Origin of the sequence: Streptomyces bicolor (assembly GCF_000719285.1) — a bacterium.
Lineage (GTDB): Bacteria > Actinomycetota > Actinomycetes > Streptomycetales > Streptomycetaceae > Streptomyces > Streptomyces bicolor.
On record NZ_JOFS01000014.1, the window covers coordinates 29,186 to 52,329 of the forward strand.

Genomic DNA, 23,144 nt, shown 5'->3' on the forward strand with positions numbered 1-23,144 from the left:
GGCACTGTCGCTCAGCCCGCAGCGGGAGCGACGCCGATGGGGCAGGAGACACCGGTCCCGCCGATCCCGCAGTACCCCGCCGGGTTCTTGTCCGGGTACTGCGGGAGGCCTCGGCCGTCTTCGCCTGCTCCGGGGTGTGGCGGTCGGGGACCGAGAAGGCGGGCTCCGTGCGGCCCTGCAGCGCCTGCTCGTGCGGTACGCCGACGGGATACGTCCGCGCCGGCGTACCCCGTTCAACGTCCGGCGGAGTCGTCTGGCCCTGGTCGCCGCCGCCCGTGCGGCCGGCTGAGACGCCCCGCGGTGTGCCTGCGTGGATCAGTGCGGGAGTGTCGCCGGGCTGCCGCCGTTCGCCTCGTAGCCCGCCACCGCCAGCGCGCGGTAGACCGCGAACTCGGCGGCCGGGTCGCCGGACAGGGTCCAGGGGAGGGCGCCGACATGACCGTCGACGTGTATCAGCTGGTTCATGGCCTCGGCCCAGCGCTCGCCGCGGACCAGGAAGAAGAGCAGCAGATGACGTACGTGCGCCAGCATCGGGTCGTCGGGGCGGGCCGCGTGCACCGCGAACAGCGCGCCGTGGATCGCCTTCGTCACGACCTCGCTCTGGTAGAAGCCGCGGACCAGGTTCAGGTCGGGCATGTGCTCGAACACCGCGAACAGCGGCATGGCGGCGAGGAGGGAGCCCTGGGGTGCGCGGGCCGCCGCGGCCTCCGCGAAGTCGTAGGCCTGGTCGCGCGAGCCGTGCCACTTCTCGCACCAGTAGTGCAGGGCCGCCAGGTGTGCGCCCATGTGGGCGGGGGCGCGGTCCAGGATCTTCAGCCAGAGCTGCTCGAACTCCGGCCGGGGGTAGGCCAGTCCACGGGCCACCGACAGCTCGATGATGTACGGGATCGGGTCACCGGGGGCGAGCAGCGCCGCGTCCGAGCACGCCGACTTCGCCTCCTCCATGATGATCCGGAACTCGTCCGTGCCCGGCGTCGCCGTGCGCCACGCCTGCTGCACCAGGAACTCCGCGTGCACGGCCGCGCCGCCCGCGTCCTTGGGCTGCTCGGACCGCCACACCCGCAGCCACTGCCCGCCCGGCGACTCGCTGACGCCGCCCGGGCGCTGCTGCAGCTCCAGCGACGCGGCGCCGGCGAAGGCCTGTACGCGCTGCCAGCGCAGCTCGCCCTCCGCCTCCGTGCCGGCCAGCAGCTGCGAGGCCGCGCGGTAGTCCTGGGTGCGCTGCACCAGGTCCAGGACGTCCAGCAGGTCCTGGTCGGGGCCGGGCATGCGGATGTCCAGCTCCTCCTGCCGGACGAAGCCGTAGTTCGCCGGGTCCGCGGCGTCCGGGTGGCCCGGCGGGACCTGCTCGATCATGCCCCGCCTGCGCCTCATGAACGGCAGCACCACGAAGCCGAGCATGACGAGCGCGATCAGGACCCAGAGAATCTCCATGCCTCCAGCGTTCCAGACGCCGCCGACAATTGGCCAACGAGGTGGGTGACCTGTGGAAAAACGGGGGCATCCCGCCGGCGCCGGGCCGCGCGATCCACCCCCGCCCAGCCCCCCTCACACCGGGCAACCCACCAGCGGGCGGCATCCGCCCCGTCCGCGCACTACGCTCGGTGCACATGAGTGACAGGCACATCAGTCAGCACTTCGAGACGCTCGCCATCCACGCGGGCAACACGGCGGACCCCCTCACCGGTGCGGTCGTCCCGCCGATCTACCAGGTCTCGACCTACAAGCAGGACGGCGTCGGCGGCCTGCGCGGCGGCTACGAGTACAGCCGTAGCGCCAACCCGACCAGGACCGCCCTGGAGGAGAACCTCGCCGCCCTGGAGGGCGGCCGCCGCGGCCTTGCGTTCGCGTCCGGACTGGCGGCCGAGGACTGCCTGTTGCGTACGCTGCTCAGCCCCGGCGACCACGTGGTCATCCCCAATGACGCGTACGGCGGTACGTTCCGGCTGTTCGCGAAGGTCGTCGCGCGGTGGGGGGTGGAGTGGTCGGTCGCCGACACCGGCGATCCGTCCGCCGTACGAGCCGCCATCACCCCGAAGACCAAGGTCGTGTGGGTGGAGACCCCCTCCAACCCGCTGCTCGGCATCACCGACATCGCCGCCGTCGCCCAGATCGCCCGGGACGCGGGCGCGAAGCTGGTCGTCGACAACACCTTCGCCACGCCGTATCTGCAGCAGCCGCTGTCCCTCGGCGCGGACGTCGTGGTGCACTCCCTGACCAAGTACATGGGCGGGCACTCCGATGTCGTCGGCGGGGCGCTGGTCGTCAGTGACCCGGACCTGGGCGACGAACTGGCCTTCCACCAGAACGCGATGGGCGCGGTCGCCGGGCCCTTCGACTCCTGGCTGGTGCTGCGCGGCACCAAGACGCTGTCGGTGCGCATGGACCGGCACAGCGAGAACGCCACGAAGATCGCCGACATGCTCACCCGGCACGCGCGCGTGACGAGCGTTCTGTACCCGGGCCTGCCCGAGCACCCCGGTCACGAGGTCGCCGCCAAGCAGATGCGGGCGTTCGGAGGCATGATCTCCTTCCAGGTCACCGGCGGCGAGGAGGCGGCCGTCGAGGTCTGCAACCGCGCCAAGATCTTCACGCTCGGCGAGTCCCTGGGCGGTGTCGAGTCCCTCATCGAGCACCCGGGACGCATGACGCACGCGTCGGCGGCCGGCTCCGCCCTGGAGGTGCCGGCCGACCTCGTCCGTCTCTCCGTGGGCATCGAGAACGTCGACGACCTCCTGGAGGACCTCCAGCAGGCGCTCGGCTAGCCCACGCGGGCCCAGACCGGCCAGGGGCCCGCAGGAAGGTCTCACCAGCCGGTCAGCGGTCCTCACCAGCCCGTCAGCGGTGGAGTCGTCTCCGACGGCGGCTCCACCCAGGGGCGGGCCGTCAGTGCCCACACCACGAACGCCACCGTCGCGGCGAACAGCAGCAGCCACATCAGCCGTACGGCGACCGTCCTTCGGCGCAGCATGCGGCCACCGCGGCGTACTGCTTCCGCGTACAGATCCGGCGGCACGGGCGGCGGCGTGCCTTCCATGATCCGCCGTACGGCCGCTTCCCGTTGGGGACGATTCACGGCGAGACCGCCTTCGCTCCGAGCACGGCCGGTGCGGGCCCCCGCGGCGGATGCAGCAGGGTCGCGGTCGCCCGGTCGCACATCGCGTGCACGCGTTCCCTCGGCAGGCCCAGCAGCGCCGCCACCTGCTCCTCGGCAACGCCCTCGTACAGCCGCAGGACCAGGATCAGGCGTTCCTGCGGGGAGAGCCGGGCGAGCGGGCCGTCGGGGTGCGGGCGGAACCGGCCGAGCCCGCCCAGGCCGCCGTACTGGTGCCAGGCGGCGCGGGAGAAGCGGGTGGCCAGGTACTGGCGGGCCTGGTCGTACGGGTCCTCGCCGCGCAGCCGGTCCCAGCACGCGTACGTGTGCGCGAGGGACAGCGTCACCAGGCGCCTCGCGCGCGGGTTGTCCTCCGGCGGCTCCGCGGTGAGCAGCGTGGCGGCATGCAGCAGCCGCCCTGCCGCGCCCGCGACGAACGCCTTGAACTCCCGGGCCCGGCGGGCGTCCTGGGCCGCACGCCGTCGTCCCACCGCCCCTCCCGCCTGAGTGAGCCCTGCGGAACCGGGCCCCGACCCAGGTACATGAGACATCGCTCGCGTACGAGAAGAGGACCCGGTTTCATATGAGGCCAGCGGCGGCTCAGGGTCAAGAGCCGGGACTCGATCACACGTCCACGCACGCGTGCCGGTGCCTGATCACACGATCACGTACGCGTGCCGGTTCCTGTGCCGGCTCCCGATCGCACGCGCGGGACGGCCACCCCCCGCCGCCCCGCCCTTCAGGACGCCGTAGGCGTCTCCGCGCCCGAGATGCCCTGTGCCGCCATCCGCGTGGACAGCGCGGTGTTGAAGCGAGTCAGGAGCGTGCAGAACGCCTCGCGCTCCTCGGGTGCCCAGTCGTGCGTCAGCTCGGCCATCAACTGGCGCCGGGACGAGCGCACTTCCTCCAGCCGCGACTGCCCGCGCGGGGACAGCTGGAGCACCACCGCCCGCCCGTCCTCGGGGTGCGAGGTCCGCTTGACGAGCCCCGTGTCGACGAGCGGCGCCACCTGCCGGGTGACCGTCGACGAGTCGATCCCCATGCTCGCGGCGAGCGCCTTGACGCCCATGGGGCCTTCCTTGTCGAGGCGGTTGAGCAGCAGGTATGCGGCGCGGTCCATGGAGTTGCGCACCTGGCCGACCCCACCGAGCCGGGTCTGTTCGGCACGGCGGGCGAACACCGCCACCTCGTGCTGCAGCGTGTCGAGGAGACCGCTGTCAGCGACGGTCGTCATGTCCATCGACATTTCAGGTGTTGTGGGCATGGCCGGGGGCTCACTTCATGAAGGGGGTGCTGGGTTGGGGGACAGGGTACGCGGCCCGGACCCGGGGTGTACCAGGGCTGCCGAAACCCATCTCGGTGCTTGGTCACACCAGGGCGTCGCGCCTGTGAACTGCGAGACTTGGGTCATGAGCAACAGCACGGCTGACTCCTTGCCTCCCGTCACGCTCGACGACGTGCGCGGCGCCCAGAAGATGCTGACGGGCGTGGCGCGGGTGACGGCGATGGAGGGCAGCAGGCACCTGACCCAGCTGGTGGGCGCGCCGGTGCACTTCAAGTGCGAGAACCTCCAGCGGACGGGATCGTTCAAGCTGCGCGGCGCGTATGTGCGGATCGCCGGGCTCCTCCCGGAGGAGCGGGCGGCGGGGGTCGTGGCCGCGAGCGCCGGCAACCACGCGCAGGGTGTCGCCCTGGCGTCGGCGCTGCTCGGCGTGCGTTCCACGGTGTTCATGCCGAAGGGCGCCCCGCTGCCGAAGATCAGCGCCACCCGGGACTACGGCGCGGAGGTGCGCCTGCACGGCCAGGTGGTCGACGAGACGCTGGCCGCCGCGCAGGAGTACGCGGCCGAGACGGGCGCGGTGTTCATCCACCCCTTCGACCACCCCGACATCATCGCGGGCCAGGGCACGGTCGGCCTGGAGATCCTGGAACAGTGCCCGGAGGTGCGGACGATCGTCGTCGGCATCGGCGGCGGCGGGCTCGCGGCGGGGATCGCCACGGCGGTGAAGGCGCTGCGGCCGGACGTGCGCATCGTGGGCGTGCAGGCGGCGGGCGCGGCGGCGTACCCGCCCTCGCTGGCGGCCGGGCACCCGGTCGCGGTCGACAATCCGGCGACGATGGCCGACGGCATCAAGGTCGGGCGGCCCGGTGACGTGCCGTTCCGCATCGTCGGCGACCTGGTGGACGAGGTCCGGACGGTCACCGAGGACGAGCTGGCCACCGCCCTGCTGCTGTGCCTGGAGCGGGCGAAGCTGGTCGTCGAGCCGGCCGGGGCGAGCCCCGTCGCGGCGCTGCTGAGCGACCCCGGCGCCTTTGAGGGCCCGGTCGTGGCGGTGCTGTCCGGCGGCAACGTCGACCCGGTGCTGCTCCAGCGTGTCCTGCGGCACGGCATGGCGGCGCAGGGCCGCTACCTGGCCGTACGGCTGCGGCTGACGGACCGGCCGGGCGCGCTCGCCACGCTTTTGGGGGTGTTGTCAGTGGTGGACGCTAACGTCCTCGATGTGAGTCACGTACGGACCGACCCACGGCTCGGGCTCACGGAGGCGGAGGTCGAGCTGCACCTGGAGACGAAGGGCACCGCGCACTGCGTCGAGGTCGGTCAGGCCCTGCGCGAGGCGGGCTACACCGTCATCGGCTGAGGCTCGAGCCGGCGAAAGGCCAGGTCGGAGACCCTTTGTCACTCGTTCGGGTAATCCTCGTTGAGAGACGCGATACATCGCGTTATGGTGTGTCTCGTATCCTCGCCACAACGCTGAGTCACGGCATGGAGCGAAAAGTGCCGACCCAGTGCAAACCTAGGCTTTCCGCACGCTTCCGAATCCATCCCCGACGACGTGGAGATTCATATGCCAGGCGCCATCTATGCCGAAGGCCTGGTGAAGACCTTCGGTGACGTAAGGGCTCTGGACGGCGTCGACCTCGATGTCCCCGAGGGCACGGTCCTCGGTCTGCTCGGGCCGAACGGCGCGGGCAAGACGACGACCGTCCGCTGTCTGACGACCCTGCTGCGTCCCGACAGCGGCTCGGCGGTCGTCGCGGGCATCGACGTCCTCAAACATCCCGACGCCGTACGCCGCTCCATCGGCCTGTCCGGCCAGTTCGCGGCTGTCGACGAGTACCTCACCGGCCGCGAGAACCTGCAGATGGTCGGCCAGCTCTACCAGATGAGGGCGAAGGCGGCCAAGGCCCGCGCGGCGGAACTGCTGGAGCAGTTCGACCTCACCGACGCCGCCGACCGCCCCACCAAGACCTACTCCGGCGGCATGCGCCGCCGCCTCGACCTCGCGGCCGCGCTGGTCGTCTCGCCGCCCGTGATGTTCATGGACGAACCGACGACCGGCCTCGACCCGCGCAACCGCCAGATGCTGTGGGACGTCATCAAGCGGCTGGTCTCGGGCGGTACGACCCTGCTGCTGACCACCCAGTACCTCGAAGAGGCCGACCACCTGGCGCACGACATAGCGGTGGTCAACCACGGCCGCGTCATCGCCAAGGGCACCTCCGACCAGCTCAAGGCCCGCACCGGCGGCGAGCGCGTGGAGGTCGTGGTGCACGAGCGCGAGGACATCCCGGCCGCGTCCGAGGTGCTGCGCGGCTTCGGCAAGGGCGAGACCACGGTCGAGGACCACATGCGTCAGCTCACCGTGCCCGTGACCGGCGGCGCCAAGCTCCTCGCCGAGGTCATCCGCGAGCTCGACACCCGCGGCATCGAGATCGACGACATCGGCCTGCGTCGCCCGACCCTCGACGACGTGTTCCTGTCCCTGACGGGACACGTGGCCGAGGTGAAGGACGAGGAGAACGGCAAGGAGGCCGTCAAGTGAGTGCTCTCGACGCGGTACGCGTCGCTCCGTCCACGAACCCGGTCAGCCAGTCCGTCCGGGACTCCATGGTCGTTGCCAAACGGAACCTCATCCGGATGTCGCGGATTCCCGAGATGATCATCTACGGGCTCATCCAGCCGATCATGTTCGTGGTGCTGTTCACCTACGTCTTCGGCGGATCGATGCAGATCGGGGGCAGCACCAGCGCCGAGGACTACAAGAACTTCCTGATGGCGGGCATCTTCGCGCAGACCGTCACGTTCGCCACCGCCAGCTCCGGCGCGGGTATCGCCGACGACATGCACAAGGGCCTCATCGACCGGTTCCGCTCCCTGCCCATGGCGCGGGGCGCGGTGCTCACCGGGCGCACCTTCGCCGACCTCGTCCAGACCGCCCTGACGCTGGTCGTCCTGGCCGTCGTCGCCCTACTGGTCGGCTGGCGCGTCGGGTCGGACGGGGACACCGACGCCGGCCGGGTGCTGGGAGCCTTCGGGCTGCTGCTCCTGCTCGGTTACGCGTTCACCTGGATCGGCGCCCTGATCGGCATGTCGGTCAGTACGCCGGAGGCGGCCACGTCCAGCGGGCTGATCTGGCTCTTCCCGGTCACCTTCATCTCGAACGCGTTCGTGGACACAAGCCACATGACCCCCTGGCTGCGTCACGTCGCCGACTGGAACCCCTTCAGCGCCACCGTCCAGGCCTGCCGCGAGCTCTTCGGCAATCCAGGGGTCTCACCCTCGGACGCCTGGCCCATGCAGCATCCGGTCTGGGCCTCGCTGATCTACTCGCTCCTGATCATCGTCATATTCCGCACCCTGTCGGTCCGGAAGTACCGCTCGGCGACGGCATGACGAAAGCCCCCGGCGCCAGATGGGCGCCGGGGGCCGGTCAAGGACATGTCGGTCGGGGTCAGCCCCCGCAGTGTCCGGGTCAGCCGCTGTAGGGCTCGGCCTTCATGATCTTCACCGAGGCCTTCTTGCCGTTCGGCAGTTCGTACTCGGCGTCCTCGCCGACCTTGTGGCCGATGACGCCGGCGCCCAGCGGGGACTGCGGCGAGTAGGTCTCGATGTCGGCGCTCGCGTACTCGCGGGAGGCGAGCAGGAAGGTCAGGGTGTCGTCCTCGTCACCGTCGAAGGCGATCGTCACGACCATGCCGGGCGCGACCTCGCCCTCCGCCGATGTCGGCGCCTCGCCTACCTGGGCGTTCTCCAGGAGCTGGGTCAGCTGGCGCACACGGAGCTCCTGCTTGCCCTGCTCCTCCTTGGCCGCGTGGTACCCGCCGTTCTCGCGCAGGTCGCCCTCCTCGCGCGCGGCCGCGATCTTGGCGGCGATCTCCGTGCGCGCAGGACCAGTAAGGTACGCAAGCTCGTCCTTGAGCTTGTTGTACGCCTCCTGGGTCAGCCAGGTGACGTTCTCGCTGGTCTGGGTCACAGGTGCTCCTCGTAGTTACTGGGAATACAAAGCATCGCCCTACCCAGAAGGATGTTCCCTCACGGAAGGGCGAAACCACGAGCCTAACAATTCAATGGCCGAAGGGGGAGGACATAAGCCATCAGAATCACATCAACGCAGGTCAGCGCCTACGTATTGCGGACACAACCGGTCGGTGTCGACCAGCGTCGGTCGGTTTCGGTCGACGGGGTCAGTCGGCGTGGCAGCCGAGCAGCTCGGCCGTCGTCCCCAGGGACGTCGTACGGAGCGTGACGACCTTGTCGATGCGGGTGGCGTCACCGTCGAAGCGGAAGTCGGCCCGGCCCACCTCGGCGCCGTTCTCGGCCTGGGAGCGCAGCGTGCAGTAACCGGAGGCGCCGGCGTCCTTGCGGACCTCCAGATGGACCTTCACCGCGTCCTTCGTCGCGTCGAACTCGATCACCTCGGCGCTGATCTTGCTCTCGCCGACGTAGTGGTAGCCGAAGTACCCGACCAGCGCCAGCAGCGCCACCCCGAGGACGGCGCCGACGACCTTGAGCGTGCGGTCGGCGCGTGCGTCCGAGGAGCGGCCGTAGCGGCCCTCGGGCAGCCGCGTGCTCGCCGTACTCATGATCGTCCTCTCGACCGGAGCGGGACGGATGTCCCAAAGGAGCGCCTCCGGGCCGTACCCCGGAATTATCCGCCCCCCGATTCGGTCACTATAGAAGCCGCCGATCGCACCGGTTGACGCCGGGGCGCCGACTACAAGGATTGAGTCTTGACTGACCAGCTGCGACTGATGGCCGTCCACGCCCACCCCGACGACGAGTCGAGCAAGGGCGCGGCCACCATGGCGAAGTACGTGTCCGAGGGGGTGGACGTGCTGGTCGTGACCTGCACGGGCGGGGAGCGCGGCTCCATCCTCAATCCGAAGCTGCAGGGCGACAAGTACATCGAGGAGCACATCCACGAGGTACGCAAGAAGGAGATGGACGAGGCTCGCGAGATCCTCGGTGTGAAGCAGGAGTGGCTCGGCTTCGTCGACTCCGGCCTGCCCGAGGGCGACCCGCTGCCCCCGCTCCCCGAGGGCTGCTTCGCCCTGGAGGACGTCGACAAGGCGGCCGGCGAGCTGGTGAAGCAGATCCGTTCGTTCCGTCCCCAGGTGATCACCACCTACGACGAGAACGGCGGCTACCCGCACCCCGACCACATCATGACCCACAAGATCTCGATGGTGGCCTTCGAGGGCGCGGCGGACACCGAGAAGTACCCGGAGGCGGAATACGGCCCCGCGTACCAGCCGCAGAAGCTCTACTACAACCAGGGCTTCAACCGCCCCCGCACCGAGGCGCTGCACCAGGCCATGCTCGACCGCGGCCTGGAGTCCCCCTACGGCGACTGGCTCAAGCGCTGGGACGAGTTCGGGATGGGGCAGCGCACGCTCACCACGCACGTCCCGTGCGGCGACTTCTACGAGATCCGCGACAAGGCCCTGATCGCGCACGCCACCCAGATCGACCCCGACGGCGGCTGGTTCCGCGTCCCGCTGGAGCTTCAGAAGGAGGTCTGGCCGACGGAGGAGTACGAGCTGGCGAAGTCCCTCGTCGATACCTCCCTCCCCGAGGACGACCTCTTTGCGGGCATCCGCGACAATGCCTGACATGAGCGCAAGCGCAAGCCTGGCAATGACACAGCTCGTCACCCTCGCCAAGGAGGTCGACAAGGACAAGGTCACCCCCGGCGTCCTCGGCTTCATCGTCTTCGCGGTGATGGCGGTGGCGGTGTGGGGGCTGATGAAGTCCATGAACCACCACATGAGCAGGGTCGACTTCAAGGAGCCCCCGGACCCGGAGGCGCAGCCCTCCGGCGAGGGCGCCGAGGCGACCGGCCCGGCCAAGCAGCAGCAGGGCTGAGAGCCCTCGCGGGCCGGCCTGATCGGCGGCGTGTCACTGCCGGGCCGCCACCGGCACCCCCATGACCTCCCGCGCATGGCGGTTCGGCACCATGCCGAGCCGCCATGCCTGCCAGCCGGCCTCCAGGTTCACGCCGCGTTCCAGCAGGAGCCGGTACGCCTCCACGTACTCGTCCAGCTTCGCGTCCCGCAGCGGATGGGCGGCGCGGGACAGCTGGGCCAGCTCCTCCTGCGCCACGGCCGTGCCGACGTCCACGCCGCCGGGCGCCGCGTACGGCAGCAGCGTGCAGCGCAGGAAGCGGGCCCAGTCCTCGCCTCTCAGGTCGCCGTACGACGCGAACAGCCTCAGCGCGTCGTCGCACAGCGTCAGCGCCTGTTGCGTACGGGTGTTCCCGGCGTCCACCACCGCCAGCTCCAGACACGTCCACGCCTCGCCGTGCGCGACACCGATGCGCTGGAAGTCGGCGCGGCCGTCCATCAGCAGTTGCCGGGCGAACCCGGAGTTCTTCAACGAGCCCGTCTGGGCCGCACGTTGGTCGCGGGTCACGCGGGCCGAGTGGTGGCGGGCGCAGGCGAGGCCGTACACGTCGCGCATGCGGGAGAACATCGTCCGGGAGCGTTCCAGCTCGCGGACCGCCAGGTCCAGGTTGCCCGTCTCCTCCAGGGCTTGGCCCAGGTAGTAGACGGACCAGGCCTCGCCGCGCGCGTCCTCGTTGTCGCGGTGGCGGGAGGCCGCCCGGCGCAGTCCGTCCACCGCCGGGGACGGGTCGCCGGCGACCAGGCGGGCACGGGACAGCTGGGTGAGCGCCCATGCCTCACCCCGGGCGTCGCGGGTACGGCCGTACAGGTCCAGGGCCGTCCGCAGCTCCGACTCCGCGCGCGACACGTCGCCCATGCGCAGGCCCAGCTGGCCGAGCTGGAAGTGCGCCCAGGCCTCGCCGTGGATCGACTCGCCGGCGCGGTGCAGGGACAGGGACTCGGTCAGCAGGTCCAGCGACTCGGAGATCCGGCCGCGGTCCCGTTCCACCGCCGCCAGCGCGTGCATCGTCCAGGCGCGGTCCGTCGACAGCGCCGGTGCCGACTGCAGGTCCAAGGCCTCGCGGAGTTTCGTCGCCGCCTCGGTGAGATTGCCCTGGTGGTGCAGCGTGATGCCGAGGGAGCACAGGGCGCGGGCCGCCCCCGCGTCGTGGTGGGCCTCCATGTACAGGTCGACCACCGAGGTCAGGGTCGTGCGGGCCTTGTCCAGCTCGCCGAGCTGGCGGGCCGCGATACCGGTGCGCCACTGCACCGAGCGGACCAGCAGGCCCTGGTCCACCTCCCCCACTCTCGAATTCGCTCGAGCGGGGGGACCCCCACCCGCCAGCTCGCTGATCTCGCCGAGACGGTAGAGGTCGCCGCGCAGCAGGCAGTAGTCGCACAGGGCGCCCAGCAGGTTCAGGACCGCCGCCTGGTTCACCTCCTCCGCGTGCCGCAGCGCCGCCGTGATGAAGCTCGACTCGTCGTCCAGCCAGCGCAGCGCGTCGTCCAGTGAGGTGAATCCGTGCGGGCTGAAGCGGTCCGAGCGGGTCGACATGTTGCCGTCGACCAGCCGCAGGACGGAGTCCGCCAACTCCGCGTAGTTCACGATCAGGCGCTCCTGCGCCGCCGTACGCTCCGCCGGCTCCTCCTCGTCGAGAAGGCGGGCCTGGGCGAAGGCGCGGACCAGGTCGTGCAGGCGGTAGCGGCTGCCGCGGACGTGGTCGATCAGGCCCGACCGGGACAGGGCCACCAGGTGCCGGGTCGCCTCCGCCTCGTCCGTGGCCAGGAGCGACGCGGCCGCCGCCGCGCCCAGCGAGGCGCGGCCCGCGAGCGCCAGCCTGCGCAGCAGTCGCCGCGCCGCCTCCGACTGGTCCGTGTAGCGCAGCCACAGCACCCGCTCGACCGGCTCCACCGGGCCGTACGCGCCCAGGTCCGTAGCCAGGGTGCGCGGTGAACGGGGGCCCAGCGACGAGCCCGCGATGCGCAGCGCGAGCGGCAGCCCGCCGCACAACTGCCGTATCCGGTCGGCGGACTCGGCGTCATAGGGGCCGGACGAGTCCTGTGCCGCCGCGGTCAGCAACTCCTCCGCGCCCGCCGCGTCCAGCGACTCCACCGGCAGCTCGTACACCCGGGCGGCGAGGTCCGCGGGCAGGCCGAGGGGCTCGCGGGCGGTGACCAGGACCAGACTGTCGGAGCGCTCGGGGACGAGGGTGCGGACCTGCTCCGGGTCCGAGGCGTCGTCCAGTACGACCGTGACCGGGAGGCCGGTGAGGTGCTGGTGGTAGAGCTCGCTCAGCCGCTTGACCTGCTGGTCGGCGGACGAACGCTCGCGGAACAGGAGCTGTTCGCGGGGTGCGCCCAAACGGTTGAGCAGATGAAGCAGCGCGTCTCTCGTGGACAGTGGCGGCTCGTCGGCGGTGTCGCCGCGCAGGTCCACCACGCACGCGCCGCGGAACTGGTCCTTCAGGTCGTGAGCGGCGCGGATCGCCAATGCCGTACGACCGCTGCCGGGCGCCCCGTGCAGCACGACGACCGTCGGCTTCGTCTCCGTACTCGCGCGTGCCGCCTGCACCCACTGCCGGATGCGGGCCATCTCCTGCCGGCGCCCCGCGAACGGGCCCACCGCCTCCGGGAGTTGCCCGAACGACTGCTCCAGCACACTGCGCCCGCGCGCCGCCGCGCTCTTGTCCGCGCCCTTGAGCCGCGGCCCTGTCTTCTTCGGGCCGGTGGACGCGCTCAGCACCCGCTGCTGGTCGAGGAACGGGCGGATACCCCGTACCTCCAGCGCCGTCAGCCACTGCAGCCGCAGCTGTTCCGGACCGCCGGGCTGGCCGACGGCGCCGGCGCGCTGGTGCGCGGCGGGGAGGTGGGTGCCGGCCACCTTCACGACCGTCGCCGCCGCGCCCACGACGCCGACGGTCACGCCCGCGCTGACCGCGGTTCCCGTGCTGGTGCCGAGGGCCAGGTCGGACACGAGTGCCGCGACCGCGGCGACACCGGCCACCATCAGCGGCGTACCGCCGCCCTCGCGGGCGAAGCGCTGCCCGAACGTCAGCCGGCCGGCCTCCGCCTCGTCCAGGGCCCGGGTGTACGCCTCGTACTCCTCGGCCGCCGTCTGCGCCATCGCGTCGAGCGCCCCGCGCGCCCGTGACATCAGCACCTGCCCGTCGGTGCGCCCGCCCGAGCGCCGCACTTCCTCCTCCACGGCCCGGGCCAACAGCCGCTCGGCATCGGTCCGATGGCTGTCTCGCATGTCACGTCCCCCTCCGGCGGCAACGGCGTTCTTGGTCAAGTGTGCTGCGGACGGAGCGCCCTGTGGAGAGGGCCGGAACGGATCATCCCGCCCCCGCACCGGCCCCAGGCTGTGTGATGTCGGACGTCAGAGGGGTACTGCGGCAGGATGGACCCCATGCCGAACCGACTGGCTCACGAGACGTCCCCCTACCTCCTCCAGCACGCGGACAACCCCGTCGACTGGTGGCCGTGGTCGGCCGAGGCCTTCGAGGAGGCCCGTAAGAGCGGCAAACCGGTCCTGCTCAGCGTCGGCTACAGCAGCTGCCACTGGTGTCACGTCATGGCCCACGAGTCCTTCGAGGACCAGGAGACCGCCGCCTACCTGAACGCCCACTTCGTCAACATCAAGGTCGACCGCGAGGAACGACCCGACGTGGACGCCGTCTACATGGAGGCCGTCCAGGCGGCCACCGGCCAGGGCGGCTGGCCCATGACCGTGTTCCTCACCCCCGACGCCGAGCCCTTCTACTTCGGCACCTACTTCCCGCCCGCCCCCCGCGCCGGCATGCCCTCCTTCCGCCAGGTGCTGGAGGGCGTGCGCAGCGCCTGGGCCGACCGGCGGGACGAGGTCGCCGACGTCGCGGGGAAGATCACCCGGGATCTCGCCGAGCGGGAGATCTCCTTCGGCGGCACCGAGGCCCCCGGCGAGCAGGAGCTCGCGCAGGCGCTGCTCGGGCTCACCCGGGAGTACGACCCGCAGCGCGGCGGGTTCGGAGGGGCGCCCAAGTTCCCGCCGTCCATGGTGATCGAGTTCCTGCTCCGGCATCACGCGCGGACCGGGGCCGAGGGTGCGCTGCAGATGGCGCAGGACACGTGTGAGCGGATGGCCCGGGGCGGGATCTACGACCAGCTCGGCGGCGGCTTCGCGCGGTACTCCGTGGACCGGGACTGGGTCGTGCCGCACTTCGAGAAGATGCTGTACGACAACGCCCTGCTGTGCCGCGTCTACGCCCACCTGTGGCGTGCCACGGGCTCCGAGCTCGCCCGGCGCGTCGCGCTGGAGACCGCCGACTTCATGGTCCGCGAACTGCGCACCGACGAGGGCGGGTTCGCCTCCGCGCTCGACGCCGACAGTGACGACGGCACCGGCAGGCACGTCGAGGGTGCCTACTACGTCTGGACCCCGCAGCAGCTGCGTGAGGTCCTCGGCGACGACGACGCCGAACTCGCCGCCCAGTACTTCGGCGTCACCGAGGAGGGCACCTTCGAGCAGGGTTCCTCCGTCCTCCAACTGCCTCAGCACGAGGGTGTGTTCGACGCCGAGAAGATCACCTCCGTCAAGGAGCGGCTGCTCGCCGCGCGGGCCGAGCGCCCCGCCCCCGGCCGCGACGACAAGATCGTCGCCGCCTGGAACGGCCTCGCGATCGCCGCCCTCGCCGAGACCGGCGCCTACTTCGACCGCCCGGACCTCGTGGACGCCGCCCTCGGCGCCGCCGACCTGCTCGTCCGGCTGCATCTCGACGACGCCGCCCGCCTCGCCCGCACCAGCAAGGACGGCCGCGTCGGCGCCAACGCGGGTGTGCTGGAGGACTACGCCGACGTCGCCGAGGGCTTCCTCGCGCTCGCCTCGGTCACCGGCGAGGGCGTCTGGCTGGACTTCGCCGGGTTCCTGCTCGACCACGTGCTCGCCCGGTTCGTGGACGGGGAGTCCGGCGCCCTCTACGACACCGCGGCCGACGCCGAGCGGCTGATCCGCCGCCCCCAGGACCCCACCGACAACGCCGCCCCCTCCGGCTGGACCGCGGCGGCCGGCGCCCTGCTGAGCTACGCCGCCCAGACCGGCGCGGAACCCCATCGCGCCGCCGCCGAGAAGGCGCTCGGCGTCGTCAAGGCCCTCGGCCCGCGCGTCCCCCGCTTCATCGGCTGGGGGCTGGCCGTCGCCGAGGCCAACCTCGACGGGCCCCGCGAGGTCGCGATCGTCGGGCCGGGCCTCGACGACGAGGCGACAAAGGCCTTGCACCACACGGCACTTCTGGCCACCGCTCCGGGTGCGGTCGTGGCCTTGGGAACTCCGGAGAGTGACGAATTTCCGCTTCTCGCCGACCGGCCGTTGCAGCAGGGTCAACCCGCCGCCTATGTCTGCCGCAACTTCACGTGCGACGCCCCGACCACCGATCCGAACCGCTTGCGAGCCGCGCTGACCAGCTGAAATGTCGGTGGGTACGGGGCGGTTACGTGAGCTGTGTTCGAATTGTTCACTCTCGGGGATCGTTGTGATGAAACGCGCTCTTCACTGAAACGGACTGCGGACTTCACAGATCCCCCCTAATCTCTGCACAGTGCCGCGACTGGTGTGACGCACCGTCGCGACAGGGGGCATTGGGATCTGGGGGGATCTGTTGTTGACTTCTGTCTTCATATCGGCTGTCTCGCTGGCCTTGTTCTGGATGGCGGCCTTCACCTTGTGGTGGCAGATGCACGCGTGGCGTACGCCCGAGGTGCTTGCCTCCACCCGGTTCAGCAGACCGGACGGTGGCGAGCACGTGTCGTTCTCGCTGCTGCTCCCGGCACGGCACGAACAGGCCGTGCTGGACCACACCATCCAGCGGCTGCTGGAATCCACGCACACCGACTTCGAGATCATCGTCATCGTCGGGCACGACGACCCGGAGACAACGGAGGTCGCCGAGAGGGCCGCGGCACGTGACCCGCGGGTCCGTGTCGTCGTCGACACCCACGAGAAGAAGAACAAGCCGAAGGCCATGAACACGGCGCTGCCGCACTGCCGCGGCGACGTCGTCGGGGTCTTCGACGCCGAGGACCAGGTGCATCCGGAGCTGCTCGCGCACGTGGACCACGCCTTCCGCACCACGGGAGCCGATGTCGTCCAGGGCGGCGTCCAGCTCATCAACTTCCACTCCAGCTGGTACAGCCTGCGCAACTGCCTGGAGTACTTCTTCTGGTTCCGGTCGCGACTCCACCTGCACGCGCAGAAGGGGTTCATTCCGCTCGGCGGCAACACCGTCTTCGTGCGCACCGACGTGCTCAGGGAAGCCGACGGCTGGGACCCCGACTGCCTTGCCGAGGACTGCGATCTGGGCGTGCGGCTGTCCAGCGTCGGCAAGAAGGTCGTCGTCGCCTACGACTCCGACATGGTGACCAAGGAGGAGACGCCCGGCAGCCTCATGTCGCTGCTCAAGCAGCGCACCCGCTGGAACCAGGGCTTCCTTCAGGTCTACCGGAAGAAGGACTGGAAGCAACTGCCCACCTTCGGGCAGCGGTTGCTCGCCCGCTACACCCTCACCACGCCGTTCATGCAGGCCTTCACCGGCCTGATCATCCCGCTCAACGTGGCCGTCGCGCTCTGGCTGGACGTTCCGGTGAGCGTCGCGTTCATCACCTTCCTGCCGGCCGTCACCGCGCTCGTCACCTTCGTCTTCGAGGTCGTCGGACTGCACGACTTCGGCAAGCAGTACGGGCTTCGCGTCCGCTTCGTCCACTACCTGAAGCTCGTCGTGGGCGGTCCCTTCTACCAGGTGCTCCTCGCGGGGGCCGCCGTCCGCGCCGTATGGCGTGAGCAGCGCGGCCAGAACGACTGGGAGCTGACCACCCACGTCGGCGCGCATCTCGCCGACGCCGAAGCCGCCCGAGGCCTCCGAGAGGACGTCCCTGCGTGACCTCCACCCTTCCCGCGGTGACCACTCCGAAGGTCCCCGCGCAGAGACAACCTGTCCCTATCGAGCGTTCGACCAATCGAACAAGCCTGCCGCTCCGCCTCCGCTCCTCCCGCCCCGACCTGATCCTGTGCGGCGTACTCCTTGTCGCGATCCTCGTCGTGCAGGGCTGGAACATCGCCGACTACCCCACCCTCAGCGACGACGAGGGCACCTACCTCGCCCAGGCCTGGGCCGTCCAGGAGGGCCGGGGCCTCGCCCACTACACGTACTGGTACGACCACCCGCCCCTCGGCTGGATCCAGATAGCCCTGCTGACCTGGATACCGGCCGCGCTCAGCCCCGAGTCGATGACCGTCGGCAGCATGCGCGCCGCGATGCTCGTGATCAGCGCGGTCAGCGCGGTCCTCGTCTACGTGCTCGGGCGGCGGCTGTCCCTGCCGCGCTGGGCGGCGGGCCTCGGCATGGTCCTGTTCGGCCTTTCGCCGCTGTCGGTCGTCCTCCAGCGGGAGATCTTCCTCGACAACCTGGCGGTGATGTGGACGCTTCTCGCGTTCGCCCTCGCCGCCTCGCCGAGCCGTCACCTCTGGCACCACTTCGGCGCCGGGATCGCGGCCGCGACGGCCGTACTGACCAAGGAGACGATGCTCTTCGTCCTCCCGGCGGTCTTCATCACCATGTGGTGGCACAGCCACCGCGACACCCGCAAGTTCGCCCTGACCGGCGCCGTCACCGCGTGCGCGCTGATCGGTCTGGCGTACCCCCTGTTCGCCCTGCTGAAGGGCGAGTTGTTCCCGGGCAGCGGGCACGTCTCGCTGTGGGACGGCATCAAGTACCAGATGACCAGGCCGGGTTCGGGCTTCATCCTCGACCAGGGCTCCGGCTCGCACGGCGTCCTGCAGTCGTGGCTCTACTACGACCGCGTCCTCATCGTCGGCGGCCTCGCGGGCGCGCTGCTGCTCCTGTTCACCTGGCGCTGGTCGGTCACCGCACGCGCTCTCGCCGGACCGTCGTTCGCGGTGGCGATCCTCGCCCTGGTGGCCATGCGCCCCAGCGGCTACCTGCCCGCCATGTACGTCATCCAGGCGCTCCCGTTCCTCGCCCTGGTCCTCGCCGGAGGAACGGCCTCCGTCGCCCACGCCGTACTGCGGCGGTGGCGGTCCGAGGCCGAGCACCGGTACGTCACCGGCGGGCGGTACGCCCTCGCGGCCGTGCTCGCGATCGCGGCCGGTGCCTATGTCGTGCCCCGCTGGTACGACGGCGACCGCACCGCCGTCACCGCCGACGCCAACGCGCCCTACCAGGCCGCCTCGAAGTGGCTGTCCACCGAGGTGGAGGACCCCAAGGACACCCGCGTCCTCGTCGACGACGCGCTGTGGCTGGACCTGGTGCACGCCGGGTACCAGCCCGGGCGCGGCGTCATCTGGTTCTACAAGGCCGACCTCGACCCGGCCGTGACGAAGACGATGCCGCGCGGCTGGAAGGACCTCGACTACGTCGTCGCCTCGCCGACGGTACGGCGCGACGCGGTCGACCTGCCCAACGTCAAGGCGGCGATGGAGCACTCGACCCCGGTCGCCGTGTTCGGCAGCGGCGACGACCGCATCGAGATCCGCCAGATCCAGACAGCCGCCGGAGGCGTGCGATGACCCACGAGTACACCGCCCCCGAGGAGCTCGGTGATCCGGCGGTCGAGGCCGCCGAGGTGGCCGAGCCGGGCGCCGTCACCATCGTCGTGCCGACCTTCAACGAGTCTGCGAACGTACGGCAGTTGCTGCACCAGATCACCGAGTCGGTGCCGTCCCGGCTGCCCTGCGAGGTCGTCTTCGTGGACGACTCCACCGACGACACCCCGCAGGTCATCAAGGAGGCCGCGCAGGACTGCCCGTTCCCCGTCACCGTCATCCACCGGGACGATCCCGTCGGCGGGCTCGGTGGCGCGGTCGTCGAGGGCATGAAGGCGGCCGGCTCGGACTGGATCGTCGTCATGGACGGCGACTGCCAGCATCCGCCGTCGCTCGTCCCGGAGTTGGTGGTCACCGGCGAGCGGGCGAACGCCGGGCTCGTGGTCGCCTCCCGGTACATCAAGGGCGGCAGCCGCGCCGGGCTCGCGGGCAGCTACCGGGTGGCCGTGTCACGGGCGGCGACCTGGCTGACCAAGTCCCTCTTCCCGCGCCGGCTGCACGGCATCAGCGACCCGATGAGCGGCTTCTTCGCCATCCGCCGCAGCGACATCACCGCCGAGGCGCTGAAGCCGCTCGGCTACAAGATCCTGCTGGAGCTGGCGGTCCGCAGCCGCCCGCGCGCGGTCACCGAGGTGCCGTTCGTGTTCCAGGAGCGGTTCGCGGGGGAGTCCAAGTCCACGGCGGCGGAGGGGCGCCGCTTCCTGCGGCACCTGGCCGGGCTGCGTACGGCCGACCCGCTGGCCCGGATGGTGGTCTTCGGGCTGATCGGGCTGACCGGCTTCGTGCCGAACCTGGCAGCGCTGTGGGCGATGACCGAGGCGGGGCTGCACTACCTTCCCGCCGAGATCGTCGCCAACCAGTTCGGCGTGGCCTGGAACTTCCTGCTCATCGAGAAGCTGCTGTTCCGCGACCGGCGCCGACACCGCCACTGGGCCGACCGCACCGTCCGGTTCGCGCTGCTCGCCAACGCCGACCTGGTGCTGCGCATCCCGCTGATCGCGCTGCTGGTGGGCCAGTTCGGGCTGGCCGTGCTGCCGGCCACCGCGCTGGCCCTGGTCATCACCTTCGTCCTGCGCTTCGTCGGTACCGAGGCGCTGGTCTATCTGCCGCGCAGGAGCCGCACAGCAAGGAGTACTGCATGAGATTCAGACGGAGATCGGCTTTGCTGGCCGTCATGGGCCTCACCGGAGGCCTTCTCCTCACCTCGCCCCAGTCCGCCTCCGCCGCCAACCTCATCAAGAACCCCGGGTTCGAGACGGCGGGCACCGGTGACATGCCGTACTGCTGGCAGAAATCCGGCTGGGGCGACAACGACTTCACCTTTGCCACGACCACCGACGCCCACTCCGGCGGCAAGGCGATGAAGGTCACGCTGACCCGGCGCGTGGACGGCGACCGCAAGGCGCTGATCACCGAGTCCGCCGACTGCGCGCCCGTGGTGACGGTCGGCAAGCAGTACGACCTGTCCCTCTGGTACAAGACGACCACACCGGACGCCAACGTCACTCTCTTCCGGCACGACACCACGAAGGGCTGGCAGTACTGGACCGACCTCAAGACGCTGGAGATGGCGGGGACGTGGACCCAGGCGTCGGTCCGCACCCCCGAGATCCCGGCCGGCACCGACCGCATCAGCTGGGGCGTCTCCGTCTACGGCACCGGCTCCGCCACCACCGACGACTACACCATGGAGCAGGTCGCCGACCCGGTCCCGCCCCCGGTGTGCACCGGTACGGCGGACGAGTGCGCCAACGGCAAGTGGGAGGTACTGCCCACCCAGAACCCGGTGCGGTCCATGCACTCGGTCGTCCTCCACAACGGCAAGGTCCTGCTGATCGCGGGCTCCGGCAACGACCCGGAGAAGTTCGCGGCGGGCACCTTCACCTCGGCGGTCTACGACCCGGCGAACGGCACGTACAAGCAGATTCCCACGCCCAAGGACATGTTCTGCGCCGGGCACGTCCAGCTCCAGGACGGGCGCGTGCTGATCATGAGCGGCAACAAGGGCTATCCGTCGGCGGACGGCAGGATCGGCTACCAGGGGTACAAGGACTCGTACCTCTTCGATCCGGCCACCGAGGCGTACGTCAGGACGAACGACATGAACGACGGGCACTGGTACCCGTCGGCGACCATCCTCGGCAACGGTGACGTGATCTCCTTCGGTGGTCTGAAGGAGGACTCCACCGGCTCGGTGACCGCCGAGGTGTGGTCGCAGGCCGAGCAGAAGTGGCAGCCGACCTGGAAGGTCAACCAGACCTGGTCGTTCTGGGGCCTGTACCCGTCGATGATCCTCATGCAGGACGGCCGCCTCTTCTACTCGGGCAGCCACACCTTCGGCAACAACATCCCGGGCACCGGATCGGCGATCTACGACTACAACGCCAACACGATCACCCAGGTTCCAGGCCTCCGGAACAAGGACGAGCGCGACCAGTCCGCGAGCGTGCTGCTGCCCCCGGCCCAGGACCAGAAGGTCCTCACCATCGGCGGCGGCAACATCGACTCCAACCCGGACGCCAACCGCCTCACCGACGTGATCGACCTCAAGCAGCCCAACCCGTCCTACGTCGCCGGCCCGCCGCTCCCGCAGGGCACCGTCGACTTCGGCAACGGAAAGGTCCCGCAGACCGGCGGCCAGGGCAAGATGTACGCCTCCGCGGTGCTGCTGCCCGACGGCAAGGTGCTGGAGACGGGCGGCGCCCTGCACAACCGTGCCGACCCGGTCTTCGAGACCTCGCTGTACGACCCGCAGACCAACACCTTCGACCCGGTGGCCGTAGACCCGGAGGCCCGCGGCTACCACTCCTCGGCCTTCCTCCTGCCCGACGGCCGCGTGATGGCGACCGGCGACAACCCGGGCAACGGCAGCTGGAACCACGACGTGTCGATCTACACCCCGCCGTATCTCCTCAAGGGCCCCCGCCCGACGATCACATCGGTGATCGACACCGAGTGGACGTACGGCGACACCCAGCGGATCACCGTCGACCGGCCCATCGCCAAGGCCGAGTTGATCCGCCCGGCCGCCGTCACCCACTCCTCCGACCCGAACCAGCGCTTCGTCGACCTGCCCCTGTCGGTGGACGGCAACAACGTCGACCTGAACGTGACGAGCAACCCCAACCTGGCCCCGCCCGGCTGGTACATGCTCTTCGCGGTCGATGCCAACGGGGTCCCGTCGGTCGCCAAGTGGGTCCACCTCCAGGGCCCGCAGGCCCTGAGCGCCACGGCCGCCTCGCCGCACGTCCACGACTTCGCCGACGACCTCAAGGGCAAGGTCACGGGCCCCGGCAAGAAGCGCACGTCGCAGAAGGTCAGCCCGACCGTCTCCGGCTGCGACCGCCACTACGGCTCCGCCAACGTCTGCGTCCCGACGGACTTCCCGCCGACCGTGCAGGCGACGACGAAGTCCCGCTGCGACTGGCTGACGAAGAACGACTACGGCCGCCTGAACGTCAACGGCAAGGACGACCCGCTCAGGCTGGACAGGAACAAGGACGGAATCGCGTGCGGAAAGGGTGATGTGACCCGGCGTTAGTTCGCGTAGTCGGCGAGGGCGCGCTCCACGATGGCAACCAGCTGCTCGTGGTGCGCGCCCTTCCAGTACGCGCGCCCGCATGCGGTGCACTGCGCGAAGACGTCGTACGACCGCTGCGTCCCGCCCTCCAACTGGTCCGCGACCTCGTCCTTGGTGGCCTCCTTGAGCAGGCCGTTGCAGGCGGTGCAGCGGGTCCAGGGACGCAACTCGGGCCGGAACCGGTCGAGTACATCACTGAGCTGCTCGTCGGGCCGGGTGCTGTAGACGTATGCGCCGGCCCACAACTCGCGGCGCCGCAGCAGCCCCCGGTCCCGGCTCAGCATGACCCGCTGCTCGGCGGCCGAGCGCGCGGCGAGCGCGGGGTCGCCGATGTCCGTCGACTCGTATGCCGTGTCCACGCCGAGCAGGCGCATACGGCGGGCGAGGGTGCCGAGGTGGACGTCGAGCAGGAAGCGCAGGGGAGCGCCGGGCACCCGCTGGGGGCGCGCGACGGGCCGTACCGTGACGGACTCGCCGCCCGCCGGGACGTACGACACCGGCACCTCCCGGCCGTCCACGACCACGGCGCCGACCTCGGTCCGCGGGACGCCGAGGGACTCCACGACATGGCCGAGGGTCGAGACGCCGTCGGTGGCGGCCCGGGCGGCACCGTTCTCACGCCGTCCGTTGGGGAGGAAGAAGCGCAGCTCGGGGGCGAACTCGACATGGATCTCGGGACCGTTCACCAGGTCAGGATGTCACGGCCCAGGGCT

The 23,144-nt window shown here is 70.5% G+C and carries 19 protein-coding genes and 1 pseudogene; 11 read left to right on the forward strand and 9 right to left on the reverse strand.

The features are described from left to right. Window positions 1-11 precede the first annotated feature (11 nt). A pseudogene (locus IF78_RS46250) lies at window positions 12-101 on the reverse strand (peptide-methionine (S)-S-oxide reductase MsrA); the annotation flags it as partial. 214 nt (window positions 102-315) lie between these two features. Beyond that, on the reverse strand, window positions 316-1,434 hold the full coding sequence (locus tag IF78_RS0119655) for a hypothetical protein (protein WP_031483569.1): 1,119 nt from the start codon (window positions 1,432-1,434) through the stop codon (window positions 316-318). A 176-nt stretch (window positions 1,435-1,610) separates the two neighbouring features. Here IF78_RS0119655 and IF78_RS0119660 point away from each other — a divergent pair, with 176 nt between their 5' ends. Continuing rightward, on the forward strand, window positions 1,611-2,765 hold the full coding sequence (locus IF78_RS0119660; RefSeq protein WP_031483571.1) for a cystathionine gamma-synthase: 1,155 nt from the start codon (window positions 1,611-1,613) through the stop codon (window positions 2,763-2,765). Window positions 2,766-2,827: 62 nt separating this feature from the next. Here the strand turns inward: IF78_RS0119660 and IF78_RS49730 are convergent, their stop codons facing one another. From IF78_RS49730 to IF78_RS0119675, 3 genes are all read right to left on the reverse strand, one after another. Next, window positions 2,828-3,076 (reverse strand): hypothetical protein, encoded by a 249-nt coding sequence (locus tag IF78_RS49730; RefSeq protein WP_031483573.1) that lies wholly within the window; start codon window positions 3,074-3,076, stop codon window positions 2,828-2,830. Further along, the gene (locus IF78_RS49735; RefSeq protein WP_031483574.1) at window positions 3,073-3,585 is read right to left on the reverse strand and encodes a sigma factor-like helix-turn-helix DNA-binding protein; all 513 of its coding nucleotides are present in this window, start codon (window positions 3,583-3,585) and stop codon (window positions 3,073-3,075) included. The genes IF78_RS49730 and IF78_RS49735 overlap by 4 nt, the downstream gene beginning before the upstream one ends. A 248-nt stretch (window positions 3,586-3,833) precedes the next feature. Continuing rightward, the gene (locus IF78_RS0119675; RefSeq protein WP_031483576.1) at window positions 3,834-4,340 is read right to left on the reverse strand and encodes a MarR family winged helix-turn-helix transcriptional regulator; all 507 of its coding nucleotides are present in this window, start codon (window positions 4,338-4,340) and stop codon (window positions 3,834-3,836) included. A 163-nt stretch (window positions 4,341-4,503) separates the two neighbouring features. Between IF78_RS0119675 and ilvA the strand changes: the two genes are divergently transcribed. The 3 genes from ilvA to IF78_RS0119690 all read left to right on the forward strand — a co-directional run bounded on the left by ilvA (window position 4,504) and on the right by IF78_RS0119690 (window position 7,769). After that, window positions 4,504-5,733, forward strand: a complete 1,230-nt coding sequence (gene ilvA / locus IF78_RS0119680; RefSeq protein ID WP_031483578.1) for a threonine ammonia-lyase — start codon at window positions 4,504-4,506, stop codon at window positions 5,731-5,733. A gap of 207 nt (window positions 5,734-5,940) precedes the next feature. After that, window positions 5,941-6,918 (forward strand): daunorubicin resistance protein DrrA family ABC transporter ATP-binding protein, encoded by a 978-nt coding sequence (locus IF78_RS0119685; protein ID WP_031483579.1) that lies wholly within the window; start codon window positions 5,941-5,943, stop codon window positions 6,916-6,918. Then, window positions 6,915-7,769: an ABC transporter permease gene (locus tag IF78_RS0119690; protein ID WP_031483580.1), complete on the forward strand. Its 855-nt coding sequence runs from the start codon at window positions 6,915-6,917 to the stop codon at window positions 7,767-7,769. The genes IF78_RS0119685 and IF78_RS0119690 overlap by 4 nt, the downstream gene beginning before the upstream one ends. 79 nt (window positions 7,770-7,848) lie before the next feature. Here IF78_RS0119690 and greA read toward each other — a convergent pair whose 3' ends face one another. Both greA and IF78_RS0119700 read right to left on the reverse strand, forming a co-directional pair. After that, window positions 7,849-8,349, reverse strand: coding sequence for a transcription elongation factor GreA (gene greA / locus IF78_RS0119695; RefSeq protein ID WP_031483582.1), 501 nt, complete (start codon window positions 8,347-8,349; stop codon window positions 7,849-7,851). A 211-nt stretch (window positions 8,350-8,560) separates the two neighbouring features. Then, entirely contained in the window at window positions 8,561-8,959 is a 399-nt protein-coding gene (locus IF78_RS0119700) for a DUF4307 domain-containing protein (RefSeq protein ID WP_031483584.1), read from the reverse strand. A 168-nt stretch (window positions 8,960-9,127) separates the two neighbouring features. On the opposite strand from IF78_RS0119700, the gene mca reads away from it, so the two are divergent. Both mca and IF78_RS0119710 read left to right on the forward strand, forming a co-directional pair. After that, window positions 9,128-9,988 (forward strand): mycothiol conjugate amidase Mca, encoded by an 861-nt coding sequence (gene mca, locus IF78_RS0119705; protein ID WP_031483587.1) that lies wholly within the window; start codon window positions 9,128-9,130, stop codon window positions 9,986-9,988. Beyond that, the gene (locus IF78_RS0119710) at window positions 9,981-10,241 is read left to right on the forward strand and encodes a hypothetical protein (protein WP_078662512.1); all 261 of its coding nucleotides are present in this window, start codon (window positions 9,981-9,983) and stop codon (window positions 10,239-10,241) included. The genes mca and IF78_RS0119710 overlap by 8 nt, the downstream gene beginning before the upstream one ends. A 33-nt stretch (window positions 10,242-10,274) precedes the next feature. Here the strand turns inward: IF78_RS0119710 and IF78_RS0119715 are convergent, their stop codons facing one another. Beyond that, the gene (locus IF78_RS0119715) at window positions 10,275-13,511 is read right to left on the reverse strand and encodes a tetratricopeptide repeat protein (protein ID WP_031483592.1); all 3,237 of its coding nucleotides are present in this window, start codon (window positions 13,509-13,511) and stop codon (window positions 10,275-10,277) included. 156 nt (window positions 13,512-13,667) lie between these two features. Between IF78_RS0119715 and IF78_RS0119720 the strand changes: the two genes are divergently transcribed. The 5 genes from IF78_RS0119720 (at window position 13,668) to IF78_RS0119740 (ending at window position 22,392) form a co-directional block, all read left to right on the forward strand. Then, complete coding sequence (locus IF78_RS0119720; protein ID WP_031483594.1) at window positions 13,668-15,701, forward strand: thioredoxin domain-containing protein; 2,034 nt, start codon at window positions 13,668-13,670, stop codon at window positions 15,699-15,701. Window positions 15,702-15,891: 190 nt separating this feature from the next. Then, window positions 15,892-17,169 (forward strand): glycosyltransferase, encoded by a 1,278-nt coding sequence (locus tag IF78_RS0119725; protein ID WP_031483596.1) that lies wholly within the window; start codon window positions 15,892-15,894, stop codon window positions 17,167-17,169. After that, complete coding sequence (locus tag IF78_RS0119730) at window positions 17,166-18,815, forward strand: ArnT family glycosyltransferase (protein WP_031483598.1); 1,650 nt, start codon at window positions 17,166-17,168, stop codon at window positions 18,813-18,815. The genes IF78_RS0119725 and IF78_RS0119730 overlap by 4 nt, the downstream gene beginning before the upstream one ends. Next, window positions 18,812-19,993, forward strand: coding sequence for a glycosyltransferase (locus IF78_RS0119735; RefSeq protein ID WP_031483600.1), 1,182 nt, complete (start codon window positions 18,812-18,814; stop codon window positions 19,991-19,993). The genes IF78_RS0119730 and IF78_RS0119735 overlap by 4 nt, the downstream gene beginning before the upstream one ends. Next, window positions 19,990-22,392 carry a galactose oxidase family protein gene (locus tag IF78_RS0119740; RefSeq protein ID WP_031483601.1) on the forward strand — a complete coding sequence of 801 codons (2,403 nt, stop codon included), beginning with the start codon at window positions 19,990-19,992 and terminating at the stop codon, window positions 22,390-22,392. The genes IF78_RS0119735 and IF78_RS0119740 overlap by 4 nt, the downstream gene beginning before the upstream one ends. Here IF78_RS0119740 and IF78_RS0119745 read toward each other — a convergent pair. Next, window positions 22,389-23,117: a Mut7-C RNAse domain-containing protein gene (locus IF78_RS0119745; RefSeq protein ID WP_031483603.1), complete on the reverse strand. Its 729-nt coding sequence runs from the start codon at window positions 23,115-23,117 to the stop codon at window positions 22,389-22,391. The genes IF78_RS0119740 and IF78_RS0119745 overlap by 4 nt on opposite strands. Between the last annotated feature and the right edge of the window lie 27 nt (window positions 23,118-23,144).